This window comes from Thermococcus paralvinellae, assembly GCF_000517445.1.
In the GTDB taxonomy this organism is placed as follows: domain Archaea; phylum Methanobacteriota_B; class Thermococci; order Thermococcales; family Thermococcaceae; genus Thermococcus_B; species Thermococcus_B paralvinellae.
In genome coordinates this window covers 259780-285405 of record NZ_CP006965.1, presented here as the reverse complement: position 1 = coordinate 285405, position 25626 = coordinate 259780, and the positions used below count along the sequence as shown (strand labels likewise).

The window sequence follows — 25626 nt, the reverse complement described above, 5'->3', positions numbered from 1 at the left end:
TTTAGCAAAAACGGAGGGGGTGTAATGGAGCGTAAAAGGTTCAGCTGGGGAGTAGTCTTGGGATTAGCGCTTCTTGGTTTTAGTAGAAGTGTAGGATGGGCATTAAATAAAGGACTTTCCTTTCCATTGCTTTCCAGCTATACTCAGTCTGCATTTATCAAAGGAACAATCCTAGCCCTTGAAGGTATCATTGGACTGCTAATCCCACCACTCTTGGGATATTACAGCGATACATTGAAATCAAAACATGGAAGGAGACGACCTTTCATAATGATCGGGGGAATATTGGCTGGAGTTGCAGCGTTAATGATTTACACTGCCTATGCACTTGGAGTACCTCTGGCAGGTTTCGCACTAACGCTAGCATTCTTCTACTTCTCAATGCACCTATACACCGCACAGTTTAGAGCCTTAATGCCAGACACAATAGAGAGTGGTGAAAGAGGAAAAGCGAGCGGTGTAATTACGCTTTTGGAATGGGCAGGCAATCTTTTCCTCTTTGGGTTAGCAGGATTTTTGATAGCCAAAGCTGTTGCCGAAACAGGAGAAGCCGAAGGTATAAAAGCCCTAGCTCAAACACCATATCTAAAGATACCTTTCATAGTAACCGCTGCCTTTCTCATCGGTGCAGCATTGTTTGTGTATTTCATAGTTAAAGAACCAAAAGCACCAGAAATTGAAGAGGACGAAAGTCTCATCGGATATTTAAAGAGCATAGTTGAAAACAAGGACTTCCTCAAGTTCTATGCTGCACAAACACTCTGGTGGATGAGCTTTGAGTTCATAGCAATCTTCCTCTATGGAATTCTTGCATTTATCCTCCACGGTTCAGCTACTGAAGAGAACGTTAAAGCCGTGACATCTCTCGGCTTGTACTTAATGGCTCTATTCAACATAACAGTCCTTCTTGGAGCTCTACCTGGAGGAATAATCTATGACAAGCTTGGAAGGAGGCTCAGCATAATTCTCGGAGGCATCATTTTTGCCTTGCCGCAACTTTGGGGATGGTTCATAAGAACGCAAACAGAAATAGTGATAGCATTGGGATTAGCTGGAATAGGTTGGGGAATACTAATGGCAGCATCTTATCCAGTTATCGGCGATTTATTGACGCACTATGAGAAAGAGGCATTTACGGGCAGATACTATGGATTCTTTGAAGCTACTCGTTCACTACCAGTGCTTTTAGCAGGAACAATTGGTGGTGCAATAGTTGACTTAGCCGGTGAAAATTACCGCATTTTATTCCCAATCGGTGCACTGCTTGTGTTGTTGGCCATGCCAATGATATGGCGTATGAAGAACCTTGAGCCGGGTGAGCAGTCATGATTCTGAAAATTTTGGTTATCCTCTTAGTCTTCTTTTTCCTCTTTGTGGTCTTTGTAGCGTACAAAATGGTCAAGCCACCGAGAGAGATTAAAGAGTGGACACCAAAAGATTTAGGCTATAACTACGAGGAAGTGATGATACAAACCAGAGACGGTCTAAAACTTCAAGCATGGTGGATTGACCAAGAAAATGAAAAAACAGTAATCCCACTCCACGGATACACCTCAAGCAAATGGAACGACATCTACATAAAACCGACGATGGAGATTCTACTAAAAGCTGGCTACAATGTTCTTGCCTTTGACTTCAGAGCACATGGAAAGAGTGAGGGAAAATACACAACAGTTGGGGACAAAGAGTTGATTGATCTAGTCTCAGCAATTGACTGGCTTAGGAAGAATCACCCAGAGAAAGCTAAGAAGATTGGACTTATAGGTTTTTCAATGGGTGGAATGGTCACTATAAGGGCTCTGGCTGAAGACGAAAGAGTCTGCTGTGGAGTTGCCGATTCTCCACCAATGCACCTCGACAAAACAGGAGCAAGAGGGCTCAAATATTTTGCAAAGCTCCCCAAATGGCTATATATCTTTGTTAAGCCCTTCACAATGTGGATAAGCGGCGGAAAACCTGTTCATCCATTAGAATATGCAGACAAAGTGAAGAAGCCCCTCTTACTAATAGCTGGAAAGAAAGACCCGCTCGTTAAAGTTGAAGAAATCCAGGAGTTCCATGAAAGGAATAAGAAAATCAATCAAAACGTTGAGCTTTGGGTTACAGAAGCTCCTCATGTCAGGACAATACTCCTAGCAAAAGATGAATATAAGAAGAGAATTCTGGAGTTTTTCGAGAAATACCTTTGAGGTGCAACTATGAGGAGACTTGACAAGGCATTACTTGCTGTTTCAATTTTTCTCATGCTTTCTTCCGTTTTAGCAACCCACTTTCAAGTTTATGCATTTTGGAAGGCTATAACATTCTTCGGAGATGAGAAATTTTACATGGTTTTAATCCCAGTGATATACCTCGGCTACAGCTCATCATATGGAATAGCACTCTTTATTCCTTTCATTTTCGGCATGTGGATTAATCTGTTCCTTAAAAATTTCTTCAAGCTGCCGAGACCTCCCGAGAGTTACAGAATAGTTGAAGCCAGAGGATATGGCTTTCCAAGCGGGCATGCTCAAGGCTCAAGTATGGTATTCGGATACTTTGCCTATACAAAAAAGAGCATTGGAGTTCACTTTTTCTGCTTGGCCATGATAGTCCTAATTTCGCTTTCTAGAATAGTTTTAGGAGTCCACTATTGGAGAGATATATTTGGCGGAATTCTGCTGGGAACAGCAGTTATTTTCATTGGGGTGTATCTAAAGGAAAAAATCAAATACACGCCAAAAGTTGCTCTGTTAGGGATTATTCTAAGCCTTCTGCTCCCTGTAATATCAAGGAGTGTTGGGTATGCCAACGAAACATTTTCAATAGTTGAGGGTTCTCTAATTGGTGCTGTGGTGGGATATTCAGCATTTAAACAATTCAATCTGCCAGATACATCAGAGATACCTCTTAAAAAGAGGGCAATAATGACGACTATTGGTCTATTTGTCAGTGGGGCTGGCTACGTCGCTTGGAAATCTGGAGCTCCCGGATTGCCAACATTTGCATTATCGACATTCGCAATGGTGTTTTTGGTTCCTTGGACGTTTTTAAGGCTTTTTGATAGGTATAAGATGAACAATAATATTTAGACCCATCTCTTAGCTTTTTCTGGTTGCCCTTAGATTCTAAAGCTTTTGCCTCTTCGCTAGATATTCTTACTTTCAAAAACATCAACTGCCCAGAGACATTCCAGAAATTTCAGAAGATTTATAACTCTCCCAACGCTCACTCTTTTAGAGGTGATAGTATGGAAGAGTTAATTTTAAAGTACGCGCTCATCAACGCAATTCAGCACGGTGGAAAAGCTAACCCTAAGGCAGTCATAGGCAAAGTTCTCGGCAGCCATCCAGAGCTGAGACCAAAAGCTAGGGAAATAATTCCTATTGTGAGTAAGATAGTTGAAGAAGTCAACAGTATGAGCATAGAAAAGCAAGAGGCAAAGCTCAGAGAGATTTATCCGGAGTTCTTTAAGAAGGTAGAGAAGAAGCACGAAGAAAAGAAAGGTTTGCCCCCGCTTCCCAAAGCTGAGAAGGGTAAAGTAGTTACAAGATTTGCACCAAATCCCGATGGTGCTTTTCACTTGGGAAATGCCCGTGCAGCTATTTTAAGCCACGAATATGCGAGGATGTATGATGGCAAGTTCATTTTGAGATTTGATGACACCGATCCTAAGGTGAAGAGACCCGAGCCCATCTTTTATGAGTGGATAATTGAGGATTTAAAGTGGCTCGGCTTCAAGATTGATGAAATCCATTATGCCAGCGACAGGCTTGAGATTTATTACAAGTATGCTGAAGAGCTAATAAAGATGGGTAAAGCTTACGTTTGCACTTGTAAGCCCGAGGAATTTAGAAAGCTTAGAGATGGGGGAAAAGCCTGTCCACATAGAGATTTACCTCCAGAAGTTCAGCTTGAAGAATGGAGAAAAATGCTTGACGGAACTTATAAAGAAGGAGAAGCTGTTGTTAGGATAAAAACTGATTTAAATCATCCAAATCCTGCTGTAAGAGACTGGCCCGCTTTAAGAATAATTGACAATCCAGATCATCCCAGAACTGGGGATAAATACAGAGTTTGGCCACTCTATAACTTCGCATCAGCTATCGATGACCATGATCTCGGCGTAACTCACATCTTCAGAGGACAAGAGCATGCCGAGAATGAGACGAGGCAAAGATATATCTACGAGTATTTCGGCTGGGAGTATCCAGTAACTGTTCATCATGGTAGATTGTCAATTGAAGGAGTAATTCTGAGCAAATCAAAAACGAGAAAAGGAATTCAGGAGGGCAGATACCTAGGCTGGGACGACCCGAGATTAGGAACAATTAGGGCATTAAAGAGAAGAGGAATCCTTCCGGAGGCTATTAAAGAACTCATAGTAAGCGTCGGGCTTAAAAGGAGTGACACAACCATAAGCTGGGACAACTTGGCTGCGATAAACAGAAAGCTGATTGACCCGATAGCAAACCGCTATTTCTTTGTTGCTGACCCAATTCCAATGTATATCAAAGGCTTTGACAAAGAATTCACTGCAAAAGTTCCGCTCCATCCAGATCATCCCGAGAGAGGATACAGAGAGCTCAAATTCATGCCAGAAAAACCAATTTATGTTTCAAAAGATGATTTGGAGCTGCTTAAAAAGAGTGGATACATAAGGCTCAAAGACCTCTTCAATGTTAAGCTCCTTGAGGTCAGTGAAGAGAAGATAGTTGCAGAGTTTGACAGCATTGAATATGAAAAGGCGAGAGAACACAGATGGCATATGATTCACTGGGTTCCAGAAGGAAAAGAATGCGAAGTTATAATTCCAGAGGGAGATGAGCTCATAGTCAAGAGAGGTCTGCTTGAGAAAGATGCAGATGTTAAAGTTGACGACATAGTGCAGTTCGAAAGGTTCGGCTTTGTCAGAATTGATGCCATTGAAAATGGAGTCGTTAGGGCAATATTTGCCCACAAGTGATGGCCTTATTTGTTCTTTCAAAATTTTTGTCTGCATAAATATCAACCTCAACTTTTAAATCTTTTTCTGCAAAAGAGCTTTAAAGAGAGCTGTTTTTACAATGTAATCGGTGTTCAGCCGTGAACTCTGAAAAAGAATTTGTAAAAGATATTCTTTCAAAGATACCACCAAGGGATGAACCTTCTCTTCCCAATAACTGGCTCCACATTGAGATGCTCGAACGTTTTAAAGTTTTGCAATTTGCCGGGATTAAAGAAGGAATGAATATTCTTGAGATAGGCTGCGGAGCTCATGCCATATCAACAGTGCCGTTAGCTTACATGGTTGGGGAAACTGGAAGAGTTGTTGCTGTGGATTTAGCAAGATGGACGTATTTTAAGGAGATTGTTAAGAACGCTGGGCTTTGGAGGAGAGTCATTCCTATGAAAATTGATGCCCAAAATTTACCATTTCCCTTCAAGAGCTTTGATTTAGCAGTTTTAATTCATGGAATTAGAAGCTTAAGGAATGAGGAGACAATTGTTAAAATAATTAGCGAGATGCTCCGCGTTGCTGATGAAATTTTTATTGCTGAAAGTTTGCCAATAGCTAAAACAAAGAGGCAAGAAGTCCATCTTGAGATGTACAACCTCAGAGAGGAGATATTCGAAGCTCTCTATGGCAGAAAAGATGATCTGCATTATTTCCCACTTGAAAAGCTAATGGAGTTTATAGAAAAAGCAGGTGGAGAAATTAAAGGATATGGAACTTTTGAACCTAATTTACCACACTTCTTAGCCTACATTCCGAGAGAATACGTTGAGAAAATCAGAGACACTGAAAAACGGAAAAAATTGCTCAAAAAGTGGGAGAACGCTTATGAGAAACTCCAAAAATACGGAGAGGAACACCCACCAGTAGGTTGGATAAAAGCAAAAAGATAAAGAATCATTCAAGCAGTCCACGCCACCTGATCAAGCCGCCAAGAAGGAATTTGTATGGCAGCTTTGGGTGGTAGGGGTAAACTCTCACTGCATAATGCCAGCATGGGTTAACTATATTCCGCAAAGCATTGCCCTCGTATTTGTATTTGTATCTTCCATTGCCCAGATGCTCTGGTCTTTTGAGTTCAACTATATATGGCTTCTCAATGATGTAGTCCTTGGCTTTCACTCCATAATAAAGTTCAACTTTCACATCCTCAGGACTTAGATTTCCAAGGTTTACAATAGCTTCCACTGCTTTGGCATCTTCTGTAAGTATTTTTTCAATGCTCACCTTGTCCCAATTTTCGAGCACTTTCTTCTTCCAGGCTGCTATCTCCCTTGCCCAACGGAAGTTGTCTCTAATAAGCCAGATACCGTGCTCCATAGCCTTTGTATAGAACTTTGTCATGTATTCCTTAACCATTCTGTGGGTGCTGAATCTCGGTGCTATGCTTTTTATGCTCTCTTTCATCATGCCGATCCATGCTTCCTTATTTTCATAATAGAGTGGAATTACCTCATTCTCAAGGATATCATACAAGCTTTGAGCATCCTTTATATCGTCTTCTTCAGTCTCTGGTTCTGTTGTTTCTTCTCCTATAACCCAGCCGTTTCTTCCGTTGTAGCCCTCAACCCACCAGCCATCATAGATGCTCAAGTTTAAGACGCCGTTAAGTCCAGCTTTCATACCGCTTGTTCCACTAGCTTCAAGAGGTCTCCTTGGATTGTTGAGCCATACATCAACGCCGGCAACCATCAAACGAGCAGAACCCATGTCATAGTTTTCTATAACAATTATCTTGCCTCTAAATTCAGGCATCTGGGAAACTTCGTAAACTCTCCTCAAGAACTCCTTTCCAGCTTCATCTCTTGGATGAGCTTTTCCTGCAAAGATTATATAAACGGGTCTCTCTGGATTGTTCACTATCCTCTTTAAGCGCTCAAGGTCAGTCAAAATTAAGGTTGCTCTTTTATACGTTGCAAATCTCCTTGCAAATCCTATTATTAAAGCATTCTCATCAATTTCTGGAGCTGGTTCATCAATGCCTAAGCGAGCATTCCTTTCCCTAATCTTCCTCTTGATAAGTTCAATTAAATCCCTCTTGGCTTTTAGATGTGCTTCCCAAAGCTCCTCATCTGGAATTCTTTCAATTGCATACCAAATGCCTTCCAAGTTTACATGTTCTCTCCAGACCTTTCCCATATATCTGTCATATAGGCGAGCCAACTTTTCGTGAACCCACGTGGATGTGTGGATTCCATTTGTTATGCCCTCAACTGGAATTTCATCGAGCGGAACTCCTTTCCAGAGATTCAACCACATTTTCTTTGTAACTTCAGCGTGAAGTTTGCTGACCCCATTTACGAAGTTTGAAGTTTTTATAGCTAAAAGGCTCATGTTAAAGTTCGGGTCTTCCTCCTCAACCTTGCCCAATGCCAAGAACTTCTCTTTGGGTAAACCTTCAAAGAACTTTGTGAGCTTTTCTTCAACAAACCATACTGGGAAAACATCATGACCTGCTGGAACTGGTGTATGAGTTGTGAAAACACTTGTTCCTCTAACTACCTCTAAAGCTTCTTCAAAACTGAGACCTTCTTGCATATACCATACAATTCTCTCAAAGTTCGCAAATGCTGGATGGCCTTCATTGAGATGAATTACACCAGGCTCAATCTTGAGTGCTTTCAAAAGACGCATTCCACCAATTCCAAGCAGAATCTCTTGCTTAATTCTCTTGTCAAGCTCAGCGTTGTAAAGGTAATCACATATTTTTCTGTCTTCTTCGCTGTTCTCCTCAACGTCCGTATCAAGGAGGTATAGCTTAACTCTTCCAACATTTACTTCAAAAACTCTCGCATAAACTATTCTGTCTTCAATTGGAACTTCAATTAAAAGGGGCTCACCGTTTTCTTTAAAAATCTGCTTCATTGGCATTTCTTTGGGATTGTAGCTGGGGAATATCTCAATCTGTCTACCGTTTTCATCTATCTCCTGCTTAAAGTAGCCATGCTTGTAGAGGAGACCAATTGCGATGAAAGGCAAACCTAAGTCGCTTGCCGTTTTTATGTGATCACCAGCAAGAATTCCAAGACCACCCGAATAAATTGGAAGGCTCTTACTGATACCATACTCCATACATAGGTAAACTATTGGTTTATCCCATTTGGGATAGTTAACTGAAAACCAGGTGTTTTCCTCACTCATGTATTTTTCAAAATTATTCATGACGAGCTCATATAAATCAAGGAAATCATCATTCCTTGCAAGCTCTTTTAATCTTTCATCGCTCACATCAAGGAGAAGCTTCACAGGATTTTTGTATTCCCTCCAATGCTCTTCATCAATATACATCCACATTTTAGTGGCTTTGTGACTCCAACTCCACCAATAATTATAGGCAAGCTTCACTAAGCCTCTAATATTTTCAGGCAACTTTTTCTTGATAATTAATTCCACATCCATGTACAACACCCCAATGATCGTTGGTCAACTTACTATACTCATTGGCAGTGATACATAAAAGGGTTTTGGCAAAAGGTTTAATAAAATAGAACAGCATAAAAAGTAAAAGAAAATTTACTCCTCCTCTATCCTCTCTCCCTCTTCACCTTTTTCATTAGAAAGTTCTCTCAAGCGATCAATTCCCGAACCAACCGCTATAAGGATGTCCCCTTCTTTTATTTCTTCATCCTTAGTGGGATTGTATATGTATTTGCTTCCACGCTTTATTGCTATTAAGCGAACACCAATTTTTGTTGGCAATTTGAGCTGCTTAAGGCTCTTTCCAATAAGGATAGAACCTTTATTCACCTTAACTCTTCCAATTTCCTCTTCTACATCATGCATAATCTTTCTGATTATAGGATGGGGCTCAACATCCCTTAAAACCAAATCAGCTATCTCATAAGCGGAATCTGATATCTGCTCATTTATTGTTGCCATCTCTATGATACTCAAAAGTTTCTCTGGATTATCTTCATGTTTTGCAGCTTTTAAAGCAAGTTTTTTAACTTTTAAAGTCAGCTCATCCATTTTTTCCTCAAGAATGTAAACTTCATCGGCTATATCCTCACTGTTATACATGACAGATGAAAACGCTAAATCAACCATCAGGGATGATAGGTTCTTCATTTCAACTAAACAATCTTTAATCTCCTCAAGCTCTTTCATTGCCAACCACCCTAATAACTCCTCTCGCTATCTCTTTCAAATGCTCGACTGAAGTATGTGTCCCTCTACCTATAAGTACATCGTGAGGTTTTATCTTGAAATCCTTATCTGGGCCAAAAATCCACCTCTTACCTCTTCTCACCGCTATTATCCATACTCCAGTGTTTGTTGCTAAATCGAGTTCTCCAAGAGTCTTCCCAACAAGAATTGAATCCGGACTGACGACAATTTTTGCTATGACCTCTTCACTTTCAAGAATTGCCTCCTTTATAACCGGGTGCGGTTCAAGTCCTTCAAGCACCATCTTTGCTAAGTCTCCAGCGGCATTGGAGATATCTTCTATAGCATTTGCCATTTGGAGAATCGAAGTGACCTTTTCGGCCTCTTTAACGTTCCTTGCTGCTAAAACTGCATGGAGAGTCATCTGATAGTTGAGCAAGTCCATTCGCTCTTCTAGATCTAGGACTTCCTCAGCAATTTCCTTATCACCGAACAGAATAGAAGTATATGCCAGATCAACCATAAGCTCAGCAATGTTTTTCATCTCAATAAAGAGATCTTTAACGCTTCTTGGCTGATATTCAAATTCCTCTATATCTTCCATCCCCTCTCCTCACCAAGGGTCAGTATGTATATTTCGTTTTTAGGTTTTTCCATAAAAAAGGTTGAAAAAATGTTAAAGACGCTAAGCCCTCTCAAACTGGAATGGAGATATGTAATCCCCGTATTTTTCCCTTGCCTCAAGAAGTCTTTGCTTTTCTTCTTCAAGCACTTTGAAAAGGATTTCTGGAGTATCTTTAACTTTTTCGCGGTAGATTTTCTCTATCCTGTCAATCTTTGCAAGAAGCTCTGGAACTCTTATCATGAACTGCTTCTCATAGTCCTCCTTCTTATATTCTCTGTTGAGAACCTGTTTAAATAATCGCTTGAGGTCTTCGTACTTTGGAATATACCCGATTGGTGTTTCAATAGCATCTACATCTCCATGAACCCTAAGCTCCATCCACTTAAGCCAGACAGCTTTGTCAAGCTTGTCGTTCAACCAGTTTCCGTTCTCATCTCTAAGGAAGTAGTTTACTGCAAATATCTTTGGCTTCTCTCTAAGTCTCTCTCCAAAGCGGATGTAATTTTGTATGTATTCGCCAATTGGAACTGAAAGGAAGTCAAGAATCGACATTGGATTAAACTGTCTGACGCCCTCTTTGCCAAGGGTTGCGGCAGTTGTTTCACTTTCAAGTGCGGCCCCCATAGTTATTACCCCATGCGTCCAGTCAAATGCCTCTCTCACTGGAGGCCACGTGTCTTTATCCCTTCCCCCGTAAATCATTCCACCTATTTTAACACCACATGGAGCATCTAAAGCTTCTCTATCAAGATTTGGAAAAGCATCAAGTCTAACTGTAAAACGTGCATTCTTGTGACTTGGTGGAATCTCATTCCCTTCAGCATCTCTCTTCCCTTTCCACCATTTTCCACTATGATTTTCCCCATCATTTGGAATTTCCTCGCCCATTCCTGTCCAGTATGGCTTTCCATCCTTGATTAGAACATTTGAAAATATTATCTCGTTAGGCGAATGGAGGACTTCCCATATTATTGGGTCATCTTCCTTGTTTATTCCGTGAATTATTCCAAAAACCCCAGCCTCAACGTTTGTCCCCCTTGCTTCACCTTTCATGTCAACTATAAAGACCAAATCATCACCAACAATGTTCTCCCATGGAATCATACTCGTTGATGTTTTGCCACACATTGATGGGAATGCACCGGTGAAGTAGGTTTTTCTTCCCTCTGGACCGTTCACTCTCATAAGGAACATGTGCTCTGAAAGCCAACCCTCTTTGACTGCTCTCCTAATGGTTAAACGGAAGGCCAACTTCTTCAAACCGATTGTGTTTCCACCATATTGTGTATTTACGGAATAAACCGTCTCACTTTCTAAATCAATGTAAATTCTCCTCTTGTCAAGATTCTTGCTTGTTTTTCTCTCATCAAGCTCACCAGCTGAGTGAACAAACTTGAGGAACTTAGCTTCTCTTCCCAAGCGCCTAAACTCTTCATATCCTTTTCTATAAAGGAGAAACTCGCTGTGAGCTACATAAGCTGAGTCTGTAAGCTGAACAGCCGGAATCGTGAAAACCGAGTTCTTTGGACCGAGAACAAAGAAGCATATGAAGAGCTCTTTTCCAATCATTATATCCTTCATAAGTTCGTGAATTTCCCTGAGACCTTCCTCTCTGTCTTTAGTATTGATGAAGGGTCCCAAATCGGCACCTTTTGGTACGAGAATTTTTGTGTTTGCCTTATCTCTTGCTTGGTCGTAATAATTATCAAAATGAACCGTATGTCCCGGAGTTGCTAACGGCCTCTCTTCCCCATATTCAATTGCTTTCTTCCGTATATATTCTTCATCTTCAGGAGAATCCGTAGCAACGAAGATTTTTGATGGATTGAGGAGCTTTATGTACTTTGCAAGAAACTCATGAAGTTCAGGATTGTCTATTGCAGCAATTTTCTCAAATTGCTCGGGTTCAAGTCTTTCTTTCAAATATTCGAGGGCTGTAATGTTCATTAATACCACCATCATAAGTTTAGATGAGCATCTTAAAAAGTTTCACAAAAGCTTTTTCTTCAAAAACCAAGATTTACCATAAAAGTTTCAGGCTTATGGAAAAACCAGCAAAAAGTATATTAAATATCTTTCCCTTAACTAATTCTTGGTGTTAAAGATGCAAGCAGTAATAATGGCAGGGGGCAAGGGAACTCGTCTCTTACCGCTAACTGTCTACAGACCAAAGCCAATGATACCATTCTTTAATAAGCCGCTAATGGAGTATATTCTCAAGAGCCTAATAGATGCTGGTGTTGATGAAGTATTTGTTCTTGTAGGTTATCTCAAGGAGAGAATTATGGAATATTTTGGTGATGGGAGCGATTTTGGGATTGAAATTCATTATTCAAATGGAGAGAATGTAAAACTTGGAACTGCTGGAGCCACAAAAAAAGTAGCTAATAAAATTGAAGATACGTTCATAGTCGCATCAAGTGATGTCCTCACTAATTTAGATATCCGAGCACTTTACGAGTATCATAAAAAGAAGAAAGCACTCGCAACTATAGCACTAAGCGAGGTTGAAGATCCAACACAATATGGAATTGCAATTATTGACAGCGAAAATAGAATAATTCGCTTTAAAGAAAAACCAAGACCAGAAGAGGCATTCAGCAACCTTGTAAATGCTGGAATTTACGTATTTGAACCAGAGGTTTTTGATCTAGTCCCCAAAGGTCAAAAATTTGACTATTCCCTCCATTTATTTCCAAAAATGCTTGAAGAGAATTTACCTCTCTATGGATTCCCCTTCAAAGAGTACTGGAATGATGTTGGAAGGCCCTCAAGTTATCTGCAAGCAACAGAAGATGTCTTTCTTGGAAAACTAAAACTACCAGAAATCAGAGTTGACACCCTAAAGGGTAACTTGGAATACGGAGGAGCAATAGTTACTGGGGAGAGATGCAAGCTTAGAAAATTTGAGATTAGAGGATTTGCGGTATTGGGAGACAATGTAGAGATTGGCAGAAATGTTAAAATAGAACGTTCGGTAATATTTTCCAATGTTACAATTGAGGAAGGGGCTGAAATACGAGAGGCAATAATTGGAGAAAATGTATACATAGGCAAAGGCGTTGAGATAGAGGCCGGAAGCGTTATTGGTGATAATACCGTAATCGAAGAATTCAGCAAGATTGGTGCTAACGTTAAGATTTGGGTTGAGTCCAGAATTGGAAAAGAAAGTATAATTTTACCTGACTGAGGTGATACAAAATGGAGATTTATCGTTCGGAAAAGTTCAATCCTGAGGAATTGGCCTTACTTGGTAGAGCAATTGGAACTGTCTCTCAGGGGACCATAATAGTAGGAAGAGATGGAAGAGCAATATCAAGATATGGAAAGAGAGCTCTTGTTGTTGGTATAGTAAGCACAGGCTCAACAATCATGGATGTCAGGCTTATTCCTCTAATTGCATTGAAGGACTTTGCCCATAGGAAAGGACTACCCTTAGCTTATGTTTATTATCACGGAGGAGTAAGGGTTGAAATTAGTGGACTTGACAGCGATGAGATTGAAGCCATAGTAGAAAGTAGAAACTTCATTGAAGCGCCACCAAATGACATAGGGGCAACTGTTTACTATCCAAACGCCCTGGACGACTTTCTCCACGAAGTATTTAAGCACTACAATTTTAAGATCAAAGGAAAAGCGCTGGTAGACTGTATGAATACCCCAGCAGTGCTTTTGTTCCCACGTTTCAATGAGCACTTTGGCTTTGATGCTGACTTCATAAACGACATGATGACAAGCTATTTGCCACCAAAGCCAAAAGAAGTTTTCTTGCAAAAGCTCAAGAAAGGAGAATATGATTTTGGATTGCGCTTCAGACCAGAGGGGATTGTAGAGATTTACAAAGAGGGAGAAGAAAAATCCTTTGGAAGCATGTGGAAGCTTTTAGACTACCTAAAGAGACTGTAAATCTTTTCATGCCTTTTTAAAATTTTCTGAAAATTTTAAGCAAAAAGAATTAAAAGCTGCTCTGCCACCTTACTACATAGTTCTCAATTTCGGAGGTGTCAACTGTGGGTATTTTTATTGTCTTGGAAGGCATCGATGGTGCTGGTAAATCTACACAGGCAAAACTGCTAGCAAAATGGTTTGAAAAAAGAGGATATGAAGTTGTGTTAACAAAAGAACCAACAGATACAGCTTTTGGTAAGCTCATACGAAGGCTAGTTTTAACAGGGGGCAGAGAAGGGATTATTGATGGAGCAAAAATAAGCCATGAAGCCGAAGCTCTTCTCTTCGCTGCAGATAGGGCTGAGCACGTGAAAAAATTGATAGAACCTTCTCTCAAGGCCGGAAAAGTTGTTATCTCTGATAGGTATTTCTATTCATCTCTCGCCTACCAATGGGCCCGCGGTTTAGATTTGGAGTGGCTCATAAATCTGAACAAGTTTGCAATTAGACCTGAGTTAGTGATTCTGCTTGACTTACCTGTTAAGGAAAGCATGAAAAGGATAAATGGTAGAAAGCTTAAGTCCGAGTTTGACAAAATAGCGGAGCTCCAAAAAAAGGTTAGAGAAAATTATCTGAAACTTGTTGAGATGTTCCCAGAAATGAAAATCGTAAATGCTCTTGCTTCAATTGAAGATGTACACAACGACATAGTTGCATTAGTGGAACACGAAATTTTAAGCAAAAAGGAATAGGTCAGATAGTGCCGATGTCATCATCTATCAGACCGGTAAACGCACATCATCCCAAAGCTTTTAATCCTCTTTTCTTTAAAAACTCTTAGCCAATGATGAGCGTTAGCCACTCTGAGCGGTGAAGAAAAGAGGGTTAGCTGAGGCCGTTTAAGTTAAAAAGAAGGAAAAAATCACTCAGCAAATGTAAGAATCTTCAAATCAATAGGTCTTCTAACTACATTTGCCTTTCTTGCTCCAATAAGGTATTTAACCCCTTTTTCACTGACAATGTCAATTAACCTCTGTGTTATTATCCCGTTGAAGATTACAGCATACACACCTTCCTTGTCATTCAGTGAGCTAAGCAAGTCTCTAACCGGGATTTCTGCAATGACGTTCTTGTTCTCATCTAAAAGGATTGCTGTTGAGTTGTTTTTAACTTTTTCAATGAAATCTTTAAACTTCTCTAACTCAGCTGATTTTGGCACTTGAATTGGTTTTATATATTTCTCCTCCTTCTTTGGTTCAACTTTCACTTCCCTTGGCTCTTCCTTAGCAACTACTGGCCTTTCAACTTTTGGCTCCTCTTTCTTTGCTTCCTCAATCCTTTCTTTTTCTCTCTCTTTTTCCTTGATTAAATCATAGAAGCTTTTACCTTTGTAGAACAGCTCATTTATAACCTGCTCTGCTGGTACCTTGCTTCTTAAAGCCTTTATTATTTCCTTCTTTGTAAGTTCTTCAACTTCCTTTCCTTCTGGCGCTCTTGCTACATAATCAATGTCAGCAACTTGTAGCAACTCCTTAAGGATAAGCTCTCCACCTCTGTCCCCATCTGTGAATGCTGTTACAATTCTTTCCTTGCTTAATCTGATAATGGTCTCTGGGACTGAAGTTCCCTCAACGGCTATGGCGTTCTTTATTCCGTGCTTGAGAAGGTTAAGCACATCGGCTCTTCCTTCAACCACGATAATTGAATCTGAGAACGGCACATGAGGTCCAGCAGGCAATTTTTCTGGACCATATTCAATAAGCTCTTTTGCTCTGACTGCCTTTTTAACTTCTTCAGTGAGCTCTTGACTTTCTGGAATTTCCTCCTCCATAAGTGTCTCAAGTATCTCCTTAGCTCTCTCAATGATGTATTTCCTCTTTGTTGCCCTGACGTCTTCAATTTTGATTACTTTAATCCTCGCCTCACATGGTCCAACTCTGTCTATTGTTTCCAGAGCAGCTGCTAGAATTGCTGTCTCTACTCTATCAAGGCTTGATGGCACTGTAATTGTTCCATACGTTTTTCCAGCCTTTGTGTGAACCTCAACTTTTATTCTTCCAATTCTACCAGTCTTTTGGAGCTCTCTTAAATCTAAATCGTCTCCGAGTAAGCCTTCGGTTTGACCAAAAATAGCACCAACAACATCCGGTCTTTCAACAACGCCGTTTGCCTCAAATTCAGCGTAGATTACATATTTAGTTGTTCCAAAATCATCCTTTGCTGACATGTTCCCACCTTCTTTTCTTTTTTCAAACTTTTGCTTTTCCGATAAAATGTGTTGGAGCACTGTCCTCTTTCTTTTCAAGGAAATCCCCTCCTCAAGGGGGTCAGAAACGGAGATGGACTTTTAGGTAAAGCCCGTACAGATCTTCAATGCCCTTAATGTCCTTTTTTGCAATCATTTTGAGCTCTTTTCTAGTCTCTGTATCCACTCTGCATTTATAGCCTTCCAAATATTGAGTCAGCTTTTTCGCCAACTCTTCACCTTTTCTGTCCAAATCAGTTAATATCATGACCTCATGATACTGTGAAGCAATTAAAGCCACTTCTGAGAGCGGTAAGCGTGAGAGCCTTATTATCTCCGCTCTGACCCCCAACTTTCTTAAAGCCACCTCGTCTCGCAAACCTTCCACGATGATAACACCATCAAACTCTCGCAATTTATCTATCAGCAGTTCGAATCTTTTATAGTTTTCGGCATACATTTTGCCGTCGTGTTGATGAGAAGTTTATGAGGTTATAAATTTTTGGGAGGATAATTTGACATAAATATGACAATTTTACTCAGCAAACCTCCTTAACTTTCCCAATGTAGCTCATAGGCTCTTCACAAAATTCCTCAATCAATCTTTGCAGTTTTTTAGAAAGCTGAATCTGAATGCCCCATGAACCTTCAATGTAGCCTTTAGCGGCCATTCTGCCCAAAAACTTTTTCATCTCCTCGCTTAATGGTGAAGGTTTACATCTAGCCCAAGGGGTTCCCGGTAGGGGCATGAAGTAGTGAGCCCTGACTTTTCCACCCTTACGCATAATCCACTTCATTAGCTCAATGCTTTTTCTTTGACTCTCTTCGCTTTCATTTGGCAAGCCGACAATGAAATCAACAATCGGCTCAATGCCGTATTCAACCATATATTCAACAGCTTCCATCACATGGCGAACTGTATGTAAGCGGTGCATAGCCTTAAGCATGGCATCATCCCCGCTCTGCGCTCCAATGGCTAGTCTTCTGTTGTCTGCATACTTTATGAGAAGCTCAAGGGTTTCGGGCTTTACAAATTCTGGCCTCACTTCACTCGGGAACGTTCCGTAAAATAAACGCCGTCCTTCTTTTCTTAACGGTTGCAGAGCTTTTAGAAGGGCTTCAAGTTTATCAAGTTTTAAAATTGCTCCCGGACTTCCGTAGGCAAAGGCGTTTGGAGTGATGTAACGCATATCCTTCATTCTTCTTGAATACCTCACAATCTGATCTATCGGTCTGTGCCTCATGCGAAAACCTTTGACGTAAGGTGTCTGGCAGTAGTAGCAACCAAAAGGACAGCCCCTGCTTATCTCAATGGGTGCAATTAAAAGAGAACTCTCCGCAAAAGGAGGAAATTTAGTAAAGTCATCAACTTTAGCAAAGCCCGTAAACACAAATTCTCCATTCAAATAGAATGCCAGACCGCGAATAGACAATAGCTCCTTTGTAATTTTAAATTTGGTTCGTTTTAGAGTTGTCAAAAGCTGATAGATAACTTCTTCCCCTTCTCCAATTACAGCAATATCAAAGCCTAAAACATTTAAAGTGTGCTTTGGCATTGCAGTTGGGTGATAACCACCAGCAACTAAGAGAGGATTAAATTTCTCTCTCAGAATTTTACCCTCATCCCCAACTTCCCAAATTTCCTCAGTGAAGAATGAATACAGAACAACCTTAGGCTTTGCTTTGAGGATTTCGTTGAAGTCCTTAGTTATCAAAAGCTCACCAATGTCAAATCCTTGACTCTCTAATGCTCCGAGAAGGTGGACAAAAGCATTGTGGTTCCTTTTTGTCATGCGGATTGCTATCTCATGCATGGTAAAAACTTTCAGAATGTATTTTTAAAAATTGCCCAAAAATCAAAATAAAAAAGCTAAGAAGCAGAGGATAATACCCTCAAGCCTTGATAGCGAGCTTGATGTCCTCGGCCTTGACTGTCTTTCTGCCAGCGTGTCTGGCAAACTCAACAGCCTTCTTTGAAAGCTCAATTGCATACTCCTCAAGGTACTCAGCGAGAACCTTGGCTGCCTCCTCGCTAACTCTCTCAGCACCAGCCTTTCTAATCAATCTGTCAATTGGGGCAATTGGCAACTCAGCCATTCATAACACCTCCTTAAAGGGTTTTTCAATATTCTTTTTGCGTTTAAAGATATATAAACCTTTCGGTAAATAAAGCACTCTCATGGCTTTTAATCAGCTGTACGCTAATAAATCTCATGTAAATGCCCAATTGAAAATTTTTAGGTATGTTGAGTTTAATATATTTGCCCATATAGACAATCAGCGAAATAAGAGGCACCACCTGGGTAGAGGCTCCTATTCTGGTACAGAGGTATATATGAGCACATAAGTCTCAACTCTCATTCTTCAAAAAGAGTCATGACTACCGGCATCACCATAAGATAGGAAACTACTTTTGGATACTTAGCGACAGTATTAAGCAACAAAAGTATAAGAATACTGTTTAATGGAAATTACTCATATAACAGTGGCAGATTTCGGAAATAGAGCCATAACAGTGGTTGTGATGGTAGATAAGCTAAAAGGGATGCAGAGAGCATAGAACTCCAGTAACTAGGAAGAGTAAGAAAAGGCATGGAAAAATGTAGTTTTCCAAGCTTTTGAAAATTTAGCTAGATGTTTAAACTCTTTTAAAATAGTTTTCACCTTTCCGTTCGAAGGACGATTTCTATTCGTTTATTGCTAGAATGGCGGGCCCGGCGGGATTCGAACCCGCGACCTTCGGCTCCGAAGGCCGACGCCCTATCCACTAGGCCACGGGCCCACAAAAAGATTTTAATTTGCGCTTTACATAAAGCTTACGGTGATCAAATGATACTGCCAGATTGGAAAATCAGAAAAGAAATTTTAATTGAACCATTTAGTGAAAAATCCCTTCAGCCCGCGGGATATGACCTAAGAGTAGGTAATGAAGCCATAGTAAATGGAAAGTTCATTGACGTCAAAAAAGAAGGAAAAGTCATTATTCCACCTAAAGAATATGCTCTAATTCTGACTCTTGAGAGAGTTAGACTACCAGATGATATTATGGGTGAGATGAGGCTAAGAAGCTCATTAGCACGAGAAGGGCTGATTGGAAGCTTTGCATGGGTAGATCCCGGCTGGGATGGGAATTTGACTTTAGGGATTTTTAATGGTTCAAATGAAGAAATTGAACTTGAATATGGCGAGAGATTCGTCCAAATAGTGTTTCACCGATTGGAGGCACCGACATCAAGTCCTTACAGAGGGAACTATCAAGGAAGCCAACATTTAGCCTTATCAAAGAGAAGGAAGAAACCCTGATTCTTTTTCCTTATAATCCCTATAGAGGAGTGAATATACAGCAACGAATCCTGGAATAACAATGGCGGTGTTTAATATTCCCCCAATTATTGGAATTAAAGAACTAACTGCGGATGAGACAAGAGAGTAAAGAAGTCCCAGAATTAAGCTCTTTTTGAAGATTTTCTTATAGAGTACAAAGGTTTCGATCACTGCAAAGTTCTTCTCCACTATTATTGGCGGTAAGAGAAAGACTAAAGGAGATACAAGGACAGCGATTAAAAAGCTATAGACAAGAATAAACCATAGAGAGTGAACAACGACAATAGGAGTAAAGAAAACAAAGACAATTACCAAGAGAATTATGTAATTCACAAAAGTTACTGGCAACTTTTTTGCTCCAAAAAACAACGCTTTAGAAATGTTTCGCTCTTTTACTACAAAATAAGCAATTACCTCAACTCCCCATAGCATAAACACCATGATTATGATGACCACGAATATTGACACTATCAAAAATTGTTTCCAATTCAAGATAGAAGTCTCTGAGAGCTTTATTGAAACAAGGGGCCATCCTACAAAGAAATGCTCAAGAAGATAAATTCCATAGATAATGTTAACCAGCAAGGGGACAATGAATGGAATTAAGAGTTTAGGATTCGAGAGGATTAAATTAAACCCTTCTGAAAGATACTCATCAATACCTTTCTCTTCTTCCTTTCGAATATCTGGGGGCAGAATTTCATCCATAACTACTCCACCATAAAAAAGACCCATTTCAAGAAAATCAGTTTTATGCTGAAGAGAAAATTTGAAATGAAGGAATAGAATGAAGGAAAAAGAGAGACTTCAGCCGAAGAGAGCTCCAAGTCCTGCGAGAGCCTCTTCCTCGCTTACTTCCTCTTCTTCCTCTTCCTCCTCTTCCTGAGCTGGTGCTTCCTCAGCGGCGGCAGGGGCGGCAGCTGGGGCAGCAGCAACTGCAACCGGCATTGCAGCCTTCTCGATGACCTCATCGATGTTAACTCCCTCAAGTGCAGCAACTAATGCCTTGATTCTTGCCTCGTCTGGAGTAACTCCTGCAGCTTCCAACACAGCCTTAAGGTTCTCCTCAGTTATTTCCTTTCCAGCGGCGTGTAACAATAAAGCAGCGTATACATACTCCATCTCCTTACACCTCCAAATTAGCTTTAGTTTTCAATTATTAGATGCGCGTCAACCAAATAATGCCCCCAATCCAGCGAGGGCCTCTTCCTCAGATGGTTCTTCCTCTTCTTCCTCCTCAACCTCTTCAACTTTCTCCTCTTGTGGTTGAGGTTGAGCGGCAACTGCTAATTGAGCTTGTTGGTTTAAAAGCTCTTTGGTCTTCTCATCAAGTAACTCCTCTGGCAACTGCTGTGCTATGAGCAGAGCAACTCTGAATGCCTTGCCAAATATGTCTCCAGCGGTTTCTTTTGTGATGTATCCAGCCTCCACAGCAACGCTCTTTGCGTTGAGGAATGCTTTCTGAATGATTGCCTCGATTGTCTGGGCTGTTGGATATGCTATGTTGACTGACAGGTTAAATGCATGCATGTAAGCTTGTTGGAGCATGTTTATGTATTCTTCTTCATCAATTGCAAGGACTTCTGGTGTGTAAATGATTCCATCCTCATAAGCTGCAAGCAAGTTAAGACCAACTTCAAGGGGCTCAATGCCAAGCTTGTTAAGGATGTTTGCAAGTTGTGGAGTGATAATCTCCCCGGCCTTTAAAACAACTGTGTCCTTTTGGATTGTAACCTTACCTCTCTCAATCCTGGCTGGAATTCCCAAAGCCTGCATCTCACCGACAACTGGACCTGGTGATAGTGGGGTTGGACCAGCTGGGACAACAACATCTCTCGGAACTGGGACGCCAGGCTTGGCAGGAGCTGGGGTCTTGCTCTCCTCAAGGAGCTTGTAGAGCTTGAATGGGTTCATATCAGTTGCAAGGATTGCAGCTCCTCCTTCGATGTAATCAGCAAGCTTTTCCAGCTCTGGCTTTCCAAGTTCTTTTGCTGCCTTCTTGATTGCAAGCTCAATGAGTGTGTTTCTTGAGACCCTAAGCAACGCTTTTCCTCTAAGCTTTTCTCTCATCTTTGAGAGAGGATAAGCTGGTACTCCAGCGACGTCAACTAATGCTACTACTGGATGGCTCTTGATGATCTCAGCAAGTCTTTCTACTTCCTTTTTCTTCCATTCAGCGACGTGAGCCATTTACCTCACCCCTCCACCTTTACAGCTGGGCCCATTGTTGTCTTAACGTACACTGACTTGACTTGGTTCTCTCCCCTCTCAAGCTTACCAATGATTGCATTGAGGACTGTTTCAATGTTCTCTGCCAATTCCTCGTCGCTCATCTTTTCAGTTCCAACAGGTGCGTGAACGACTGGATTGTTCTTGAGCTGTATTCTTACAGTTTTCTTGAGCTTGTTGACAATTGGCTCTAAGTTTGTCATTGTTGGAGGAACAACCACGGGCATCTTGTTTCTTGGACCTAAGTATCTACCCAAATACCTACCAATCTTTGGCATTAATGGTGCTGCAGCAATGAAGAAGTCGTACTTTCTAGCCAACTTTCTTGCTTCCCTTGGACTCTTAGCTATTTCCTCGAGCTGCTCACCACTAATAACATCAAGCCCGAGCTTTTTAGCCGCCTCGGCAACGGCACCATCAGCGATGACCGCAATCTTCACGTCCTTCCCTCTACCGTGTGGCAGAACAACCTCAAGCTTAAACCTATTCTCAGGCTTCCTAAGATCAATATCCTTGAGGTTTACTGCCACTTCGACAGTCTGTGTGAAGTTACGCGGCTTAGCCCGGGCTTTAGCCTCCTTCACCGCTTCCACGATTTTTTGCCTGTCAAAGGCCATTTTTCTGACCTCCAATCTTTTTTTATTTAAGCTGAATTGAAAAATCAAAATTTCGTAAAAAGAGGAGCTTTTAAACTTTTCCCTAAATCAGCTCTCCTCAGCCTTTGCAAATATCTCGTCGTAAAGCCCTTCATCAATCTCCTTCTGCACAACTCTTGGGTCTTTGCCCTCAACTGTAACTCCCATGCTTAAAGCTGTCCCAATAACCTCTTTTGCCGCTGCTTTAAGGTCGGCAGCAAGCATTTGGTGTTTCTTAGCCTTTGCTATCTTTATCACTTGCTCCATTGTTAGGTTACCAACAATGTTTCTTACTGGCTCACTTGAACCTTTTTCGAGTCCAAGCTCTTTTTTAATAAGCTGGCTAACTGGTGGTGTACCGACTTCAATTTCAAACTGCTTTGTTGCTGGGTCAACGATAATCTTCACTGGCACTTGCATCCCTGCAAAGTCCTTTGTTGCCTCGTTAATTTTGTCAACGACGAGCTTAACATTTAACCCAAGTGGGCCGATAGCCGGACCAAGTGGAGGACCAGGAGTAGCTTTACCACCCTCAACTAAAACCTCAACAACTTGCTTTGGCATTCTCTTCACCCCTCTACTCCTTTGACCGTTTGCTTATAAGTCTAACGTATTCACCCCTAACTGTAACAGGGATTGGAACTATTGCACCGATGAGCTCAACTACAATTTCATCCTTTGCCTCATCAACCCTAACGACCTTGGCCTTTTCTCCTTTAAATGGACCAGCAATGAGCTCAACTATGTCTCCTGGCTCGAAGCCACTGACAGCTGGCTTCTCCTCAAGGAAGTGTTCAATCTCACTAAACGCAACTTCTCCAGGGAGAGTTCCTCTTGCATGTCTTATTCCTCTTATTGCCTCATCAACTGCACTCTTGCTTGGCGCTTCAATAAAAATGTATCCCTTAACCTTTGAAGGGGTTAATATTGCATAAATTGGTAAATTATATGTTCTTGCTTTACTGTAAACTAACCTAGCTGTTGTTTCTTCCTGCCCTACTGTAACCCTTACTGCGAATATTTTGCTGTCGCTCATCTTTATCACCAAAAAGTCATTGGCCTGTTATCAAGATGCCTATAATACGAATAATCATGCCTATTAAGCCAATTAGGATTATTCCAAGACCAGTAATTTTTGCGGCCATTTTATACTCTCTGCTGCTCGGTTTTTTTGTGACTAATAAGACCCTTTTGGACTCTGATAAGAAGTTTTTAAGCTTTTCCATGTATTCTTCTACTGGCACATCTAACACCTCATTGGGTTTTTAAATCTTGTTTAATCTTAGGTGGGGGTTAAGGTTTTAAAAGTTTGGGGTAAAAAGAGAGACTAGAGCTCCTCTAAATCAAGGTGAATAACCCTCTTCTCATCCTCCTCAAAAGAATATGATGTTTCCTCTTCTACAACAGCATATGGAGAGCTTACACCCGTAACAACAACCATAACCCTTATGGTCTTGCCGAGCTCCTCATCAAGTTGGATTCCCCAGATTACTTGTGCCTCTGGATCAAGCTTGCTTGTGACTAGTTCAATTATCTGCTGTGCTTCCTCAAGCTTGACATCACTTCCAGCAATACTTATCAAAGCACCTTTGGCTCCACTGATGTCAACATCTAGCAATGGGCTGTTCAAAGCCTGTGTTGCAGCTTCAAGTGCTCTCTTCTCGCTGTCGCTTTCACCGATACCAATCATTGCAACACCGCCATCTTTCATAACAGCTCTGACGTCAGCAAAGTCAAGGTTAACTAAGCCAGGCTTTGTAATGAGCTCTGTGATACCCTTAACGGCTTGGACAAGAATTTCATCAGCAACTTTAAAGGCTAAGTGAATTGGCAAGTTTGGCGCAACTTCCATGAGCTTGTCATTTGGGATAACAATCACAGTATCGCTGTTCTTTCTGAGCCTCTCAAGACCGTATTCAGCATTCTTGATTCTTCTAATACCCTCAACTGTGAACGGTAATGTAACGACGGAAACTGTTAGGGCCCCCATCTTCTTTGCCAGCTCAGCGACTATTGGAGCTGCGCCAGTTCCAGTACCACCACCAAGACCACAAGTAATGAAAACCATATCCGCTCCTTCAAGAGCATCTCTGATGTCTTTCTCACTTTCTTTTGCTGCTTCTTCACCAATCTTAGGATTGTTTCCAGCACCTAGTCCCCTTGTTAAATCCTTACCAATGAGTATTTTCTTGTGAGCTTTAACTTTAAGCAAATCTTGAGCATCAGTGTTTATTGCTATAATCTTGGCTCCTTGCACACCAACTTCCATCATTCTATTAACTGTGTTACAACCAGCGCCACCGACACCGACCACATATATTTTTGCCTGTATCTGTTCCAAAATCTTTCTAAGCTCCTCATCAACATCGCTTTGAGGAACTTGTACTTCATTTACCTTGCCCACTTCTTGGGAAGTTCTTTCTATTGCATTTTCAATTAACTTTAGCATCTTTTCACCCTCCCAGGGAAACAATTTAGCACCTGGTAAATTCTGTAGTTTAAAGCAATATATAAATTTTAGCTAAGATTGCACAGCTAATTCTTAAGTTTGAAGATGAGAGACTTTAAAGGTTTTGTCTGGCTAATCTCTGATAAACTCCAATCCAAGTTCTTCTGCCAAAGACTTTGCTAGTTGCCTCGTTTCTCCTTTACTCCCTTTCCAATCCACATATATTGCTTCAACTTTTTCAGCCGTTCTTTCAATAGCTTTTAGCAGCATGTCTTTAGATACGGGATGAGCATACTTTGGTACTATGTGAGAGAACGCTATGTCTGAGTTCAGAGCAACTTTTGTTTGTTTTGGAGCATAGTGTCCTCCACCAATCCCAATAGCAACTTTAAAGTTCGTCTTTTGGTAATTTTTGATAACATGCATTATTGTTTCTGCCAGAATTTCTCCGGCTCTATCATTAACCCACTCTTCTTCACTTGAACCAATTTCAATGAAGAGTGAAGGAACATCAACTTCACTTGGTCCGTGATGTGTTGCTTCATAACATACCGTCCATCCCAAGTCATTCAGCTCACTCATCTTCATCAAAGCCAATTTCATTGCACTCGGTTGGGCTATAGCCAAGCTGTTGTCTTTCCCTCCATACATAGCTTCTCCCCAGTTCCCAGTAACATGAGTAGTTAAAGCAGGTAATTTCTGTTTGCTGGAATGCCTTGAAGCAAAAATAATGAGCTCTGGTTTTATATTTAGTTGTTTTTCAATTTCTTTATCTAAATGATCATAATATATCATTTCCTGATTTGTTGTGAGAATTAGAATGTTGTTCTTCCTATATACAATGTTTCCGTCAAACTTATCTTCACTCTCCCCAAACCCAAAGTTCTCAATTAGTTTTTGTTTTATATTCATTGATGCTAAGTCAATCTTAGTTGTCATTATGATTTCCATTTTAACACCTCCAAAAAACTGCAAATGTTCAGACATTAAAAGGATTTTGTGAAAATATACCACACTCAATAAAATCCTCTAAGCTTGATGAGGTTTACATTTATAAAGTTTAACTAGCTCATAGCCTATGTATCTAGAAAAGTTCAGCAAATTTTTAAGGAAAAATAAGCAAATATGTAAAATTTTTTCGTTATATTA

25 protein-coding genes, 1 tRNA gene and 1 pseudogene are annotated in these 25626 nt (G+C 40.7%); 9 read left to right on the top strand and 18 right to left on the bottom strand.

Annotated elements, in window-relative coordinates; translation table 11 throughout:
- The first annotated feature begins 24 nt into the window (after positions 1–24).
- The 5 genes from TES1_RS01560 (at position 25) to TES1_RS01540 (ending at position 5868) form a co-directional block, all read left to right on the top strand.
- Positions 25–1329 carry an MFS transporter gene (locus tag TES1_RS01560; RefSeq protein ID WP_042679607.1) on the top strand — a complete coding sequence of 435 codons (1305 nt, stop codon included), beginning with the start codon at positions 25–27 and terminating at the stop codon, positions 1327–1329.
- Positions 1326–2189 (top strand): alpha/beta hydrolase, encoded by an 864-nt coding sequence (locus TES1_RS01555; protein WP_042679605.1) that lies wholly within the window; start codon positions 1326–1328, stop codon positions 2187–2189. The genes TES1_RS01560 and TES1_RS01555 overlap by 4 nt, the downstream gene beginning before the upstream one ends.
- A gap of 9 nt (positions 2190–2198) precedes the next feature.
- A complete protein-coding gene (locus tag TES1_RS01550) occupies positions 2199–3071 on the top strand; it encodes a phosphatase PAP2 family protein (RefSeq protein ID WP_042679603.1) in 873 nt (290 codons plus the stop codon).
- A 158-nt stretch (positions 3072–3229) separates the two neighbouring features.
- Positions 3230–4945, top strand: a complete 1716-nt coding sequence (locus TES1_RS01545; protein ID WP_042679601.1) for a glutamate--tRNA ligase — start codon at positions 3230–3232, stop codon at positions 4943–4945.
- A gap of 119 nt (positions 4946–5064) precedes the next feature.
- Positions 5065–5868, top strand: coding sequence for a class I SAM-dependent methyltransferase (locus TES1_RS01540; RefSeq protein ID WP_042679599.1), 804 nt, complete (start codon positions 5065–5067; stop codon positions 5866–5868).
- A 4-nt stretch (positions 5869–5872) separates the two neighbouring features.
- Here the strand turns inward: TES1_RS01540 and malP are convergent, their stop codons facing one another.
- The 4 genes from malP to TES1_RS01520 all read right to left on the bottom strand — a co-directional run bounded on the left by malP (position 5873) and on the right by TES1_RS01520 (position 11648).
- Positions 5873–8374, bottom strand: coding sequence for a maltodextrin phosphorylase (malP, locus tag TES1_RS01535; RefSeq protein ID WP_042679596.1), 2502 nt, complete (start codon positions 8372–8374; stop codon positions 5873–5875).
- Between the two features lie 114 nt (positions 8375–8488).
- Positions 8489–9082: a potassium channel family protein gene (locus TES1_RS01530; RefSeq protein WP_042679595.1), complete on the bottom strand. Its 594-nt coding sequence runs from the start codon at positions 9080–9082 to the stop codon at positions 8489–8491.
- Complete coding sequence (locus TES1_RS01525; RefSeq protein WP_042679593.1) at positions 9069–9686, bottom strand: potassium channel family protein; 618 nt, start codon at positions 9684–9686, stop codon at positions 9069–9071. Before TES1_RS01525 ends, TES1_RS01530 begins: the two co-directional genes overlap by 14 nt.
- Positions 9687–9767: 81 nt before the next feature.
- Positions 9768–11648, bottom strand: a complete 1881-nt coding sequence (locus TES1_RS01520; protein WP_042682642.1) for a phosphoenolpyruvate carboxykinase (GTP) — start codon at positions 11646–11648, stop codon at positions 9768–9770.
- A gap of 163 nt (positions 11649–11811) precedes the next feature.
- Here TES1_RS01520 and TES1_RS01515 point away from each other — a divergent pair, with 163 nt between their 5' ends.
- From TES1_RS01515 to tmk, 3 genes are all read left to right on the top strand, one after another.
- Positions 11812–12897, top strand: a complete 1086-nt coding sequence (locus tag TES1_RS01515) for a nucleotidyltransferase family protein (protein WP_042679591.1) — start codon at positions 11812–11814, stop codon at positions 12895–12897.
- Positions 12898–12908: 11 nt separating this feature from the next.
- Positions 12909–13613, top strand: a complete 705-nt coding sequence (locus tag TES1_RS01510; protein WP_042679589.1) for a phosphohexomutase domain-containing protein — start codon at positions 12909–12911, stop codon at positions 13611–13613.
- Positions 13614–13717: 104 nt separating this feature from the next.
- Positions 13718–14347, top strand: coding sequence for a dTMP kinase (tmk, locus tag TES1_RS01505; protein WP_042679587.1), 630 nt, complete (start codon positions 13718–13720; stop codon positions 14345–14347).
- A 170-nt stretch (positions 14348–14517) separates the two neighbouring features.
- On the opposite strand, the gene dnaG is transcribed toward tmk, so the two are convergent.
- The 5 genes and pseudogenes from dnaG to TES1_RS01480 form a co-directional block, all read right to left on the bottom strand.
- The gene (gene dnaG, locus TES1_RS01500; protein ID WP_042679585.1) at positions 14518–15900 is read right to left on the bottom strand and encodes a DNA primase DnaG; all 1383 of its coding nucleotides are present in this window, start codon (positions 15898–15900) and stop codon (positions 14518–14520) included.
- Between the two features lie 3 nt (positions 15901–15903).
- Positions 15904–16300, bottom strand: a pseudogene (locus TES1_RS01495) (toprim domain-containing protein); the annotation flags it as partial.
- A gap of 79 nt (positions 16301–16379) precedes the next feature.
- A complete protein-coding gene (locus TES1_RS01490) occupies positions 16380–17654 on the bottom strand; it encodes a TIGR04013 family B12-binding domain/radical SAM domain-containing protein (protein ID WP_042679582.1) in 1275 nt (424 codons plus the stop codon).
- A 79-nt stretch (positions 17655–17733) separates the two neighbouring features.
- Positions 17734–17937 carry an archaeal histone HpkA gene (gene hpkA / locus TES1_RS01485; RefSeq protein ID WP_013466475.1) on the bottom strand — a complete coding sequence of 68 codons (204 nt, stop codon included), beginning with the start codon at positions 17935–17937 and terminating at the stop codon, positions 17734–17736.
- Between the two features lie 609 nt (positions 17938–18546).
- Positions 18547–18622, bottom strand: a tRNA-Arg gene (locus TES1_RS01480).
- Positions 18623–18669: 47 nt separating this feature from the next.
- Between TES1_RS01480 and dcd the strand changes: the two genes are divergently transcribed.
- Complete coding sequence (dcd, locus tag TES1_RS01475) at positions 18670–19143, top strand: dCTP deaminase (protein WP_042679581.1); 474 nt, start codon at positions 18670–18672, stop codon at positions 19141–19143.
- On the opposite strand, the gene TES1_RS01470 is transcribed toward dcd, so the two are convergent.
- From TES1_RS01470 to TES1_RS01430, 9 genes are all read right to left on the bottom strand, one after another.
- On the bottom strand, positions 19120–19872 hold the full coding sequence (locus tag TES1_RS01470) for a hypothetical protein (protein WP_042679579.1): 753 nt from the start codon (positions 19870–19872) through the stop codon (positions 19120–19122). The two genes, dcd and TES1_RS01470, sit on opposite strands and share 24 nt — an antisense overlap.
- Positions 19873–19971: 99 nt before the next feature.
- Positions 19972–20286, bottom strand: a complete 315-nt coding sequence (gene rpl12p, locus TES1_RS01465) for a 50S ribosomal protein P1 (protein WP_042679577.1) — start codon at positions 20284–20286, stop codon at positions 19972–19974.
- A 48-nt stretch (positions 20287–20334) separates the two neighbouring features.
- The gene (locus tag TES1_RS01460; RefSeq protein WP_042679575.1) at positions 20335–21354 is read right to left on the bottom strand and encodes a 50S ribosomal protein L10; all 1020 of its coding nucleotides are present in this window, start codon (positions 21352–21354) and stop codon (positions 20335–20337) included.
- Positions 21355–21359: 5 nt separating this feature from the next.
- Positions 21360–22010, bottom strand: coding sequence for a 50S ribosomal protein L1 (locus tag TES1_RS01455; RefSeq protein WP_042679573.1), 651 nt, complete (start codon positions 22008–22010; stop codon positions 21360–21362).
- Between the two features lie 87 nt (positions 22011–22097).
- A complete protein-coding gene (locus tag TES1_RS01450; RefSeq protein ID WP_042679571.1) occupies positions 22098–22592 on the bottom strand; it encodes a 50S ribosomal protein L11 in 495 nt (164 codons plus the stop codon).
- 13 nt (positions 22593–22605) lie between these two features.
- Positions 22606–23064 carry a transcription elongation factor Spt5 gene (locus tag TES1_RS01445; protein ID WP_042679569.1) on the bottom strand — a complete coding sequence of 153 codons (459 nt, stop codon included), beginning with the start codon at positions 23062–23064 and terminating at the stop codon, positions 22606–22608.
- Positions 23065–23080: 16 nt separating this feature from the next.
- Positions 23081–23254, bottom strand: a complete 174-nt coding sequence (locus TES1_RS01440; protein WP_042682640.1) for a protein translocase SEC61 complex subunit gamma — start codon at positions 23252–23254, stop codon at positions 23081–23083.
- Positions 23255–23355: 101 nt separating this feature from the next.
- Entirely contained in the window at positions 23356–24477 is a 1122-nt protein-coding gene (gene ftsZ / locus TES1_RS01435; RefSeq protein WP_042679567.1) for a cell division protein FtsZ, read from the bottom strand.
- 132 nt (positions 24478–24609) lie between these two features.
- Positions 24610–25428 carry a D-aminoacyl-tRNA deacylase gene (locus TES1_RS01430; protein ID WP_042679564.1) on the bottom strand — a complete coding sequence of 273 codons (819 nt, stop codon included), beginning with the start codon at positions 25426–25428 and terminating at the stop codon, positions 24610–24612.
- Positions 25429–25626 lie beyond the last annotated feature (198 nt).

Excerpts from the sequence above, each read along its gene's own strand:
- TES1_RS01560 (WP_042679607.1), top strand. The coding sequence starts at position 25 with ATGGAGCGTAAAAGGTTCAGCTGGGGAGTAGTCTTGGGATTAGCGCTT.
- TES1_RS01555 (WP_042679605.1), top strand. The coding sequence starts at position 1,326 with ATGATTCTGAAAATTTTGGTTATCCTCTTAGTCTTCTTTTTCCTCTTT.
- TES1_RS01550 (WP_042679603.1), top strand. The coding sequence starts at position 2,199 with ATGAGGAGACTTGACAAGGCATTACTTGCTGTTTCAATTTTTCTCATG.
- TES1_RS01545 (WP_042679601.1), top strand. The coding sequence starts at position 3,230 with ATGGAAGAGTTAATTTTAAAGTACGCGCTCATCAACGCAATTCAGCAC.
- malP (WP_042679596.1), bottom strand. The coding sequence starts at position 8,374 with ATGGATGTGGAATTAATTATCAAGAAAAAGTTGCCTGAAAATATTAGA.
- TES1_RS01530 (WP_042679595.1), bottom strand. The coding sequence starts at position 9,082 with ATGAAAGAGCTTGAGGAGATTAAAGATTGTTTAGTTGAAATGAAGAAC.
- TES1_RS01525 (WP_042679593.1), bottom strand. The coding sequence starts at position 9,686 with ATGGAAGATATAGAGGAATTTGAATATCAGCCAAGAAGCGTTAAAGAT.
- TES1_RS01515 (WP_042679591.1), top strand. The coding sequence starts at position 11,812 with ATGCAAGCAGTAATAATGGCAGGGGGCAAGGGAACTCGTCTCTTACCG.
- TES1_RS01510 (WP_042679589.1), top strand. The coding sequence starts at position 12,909 with ATGGAGATTTATCGTTCGGAAAAGTTCAATCCTGAGGAATTGGCCTTA.
- TES1_RS01490 (WP_042679582.1), bottom strand. The coding sequence starts at position 17,654 with ATGCATGAGATAGCAATCCGCATGACAAAAAGGAACCACAATGCTTTT.
- hpkA (WP_013466475.1), bottom strand. The coding sequence starts at position 17,937 with ATGGCTGAGTTGCCAATTGCCCCAATTGACAGATTGATTAGAAAGGCT.
- dcd (WP_042679581.1), top strand. The coding sequence starts at position 18,670 with ATGATACTGCCAGATTGGAAAATCAGAAAAGAAATTTTAATTGAACCA.
- TES1_RS01470 (WP_042679579.1), bottom strand. The coding sequence starts at position 19,872 with ATGGATGAAATTCTGCCCCCAGATATTCGAAAGGAAGAAGAGAAAGGT.
- rpl12p (WP_042679577.1), bottom strand. The coding sequence starts at position 20,286 with ATGGAGTATGTATACGCTGCTTTATTGTTACACGCCGCTGGAAAGGAA.
- TES1_RS01460 (WP_042679575.1), bottom strand. The coding sequence starts at position 21,354 with ATGGCTCACGTCGCTGAATGGAAGAAAAAGGAAGTAGAAAGACTTGCT.
- TES1_RS01455 (WP_042679573.1), bottom strand. The coding sequence starts at position 22,010 with ATGGCCTTTGACAGGCAAAAAATCGTGGAAGCGGTGAAGGAGGCTAAA.
- TES1_RS01450 (WP_042679571.1), bottom strand. The coding sequence starts at position 22,592 with ATGCCAAAGCAAGTTGTTGAGGTTTTAGTTGAGGGTGGTAAAGCTACT.
- TES1_RS01445 (WP_042679569.1), bottom strand. The coding sequence starts at position 23,064 with ATGAGCGACAGCAAAATATTCGCAGTAAGGGTTACAGTAGGGCAGGAA.
- TES1_RS01440 (WP_042682640.1), bottom strand. The coding sequence starts at position 23,254 with ATGGAAAAGCTTAAAAACTTCTTATCAGAGTCCAAAAGGGTCTTATTA.
- ftsZ (WP_042679567.1), bottom strand. The coding sequence starts at position 24,477 with ATGCTAAAGTTAATTGAAAATGCAATAGAAAGAACTTCCCAAGAAGTG.
- TES1_RS01430 (WP_042679564.1), bottom strand. The coding sequence starts at position 25,428 with ATGGAAATCATAATGACAACTAAGATTGACTTAGCATCAATGAATATA.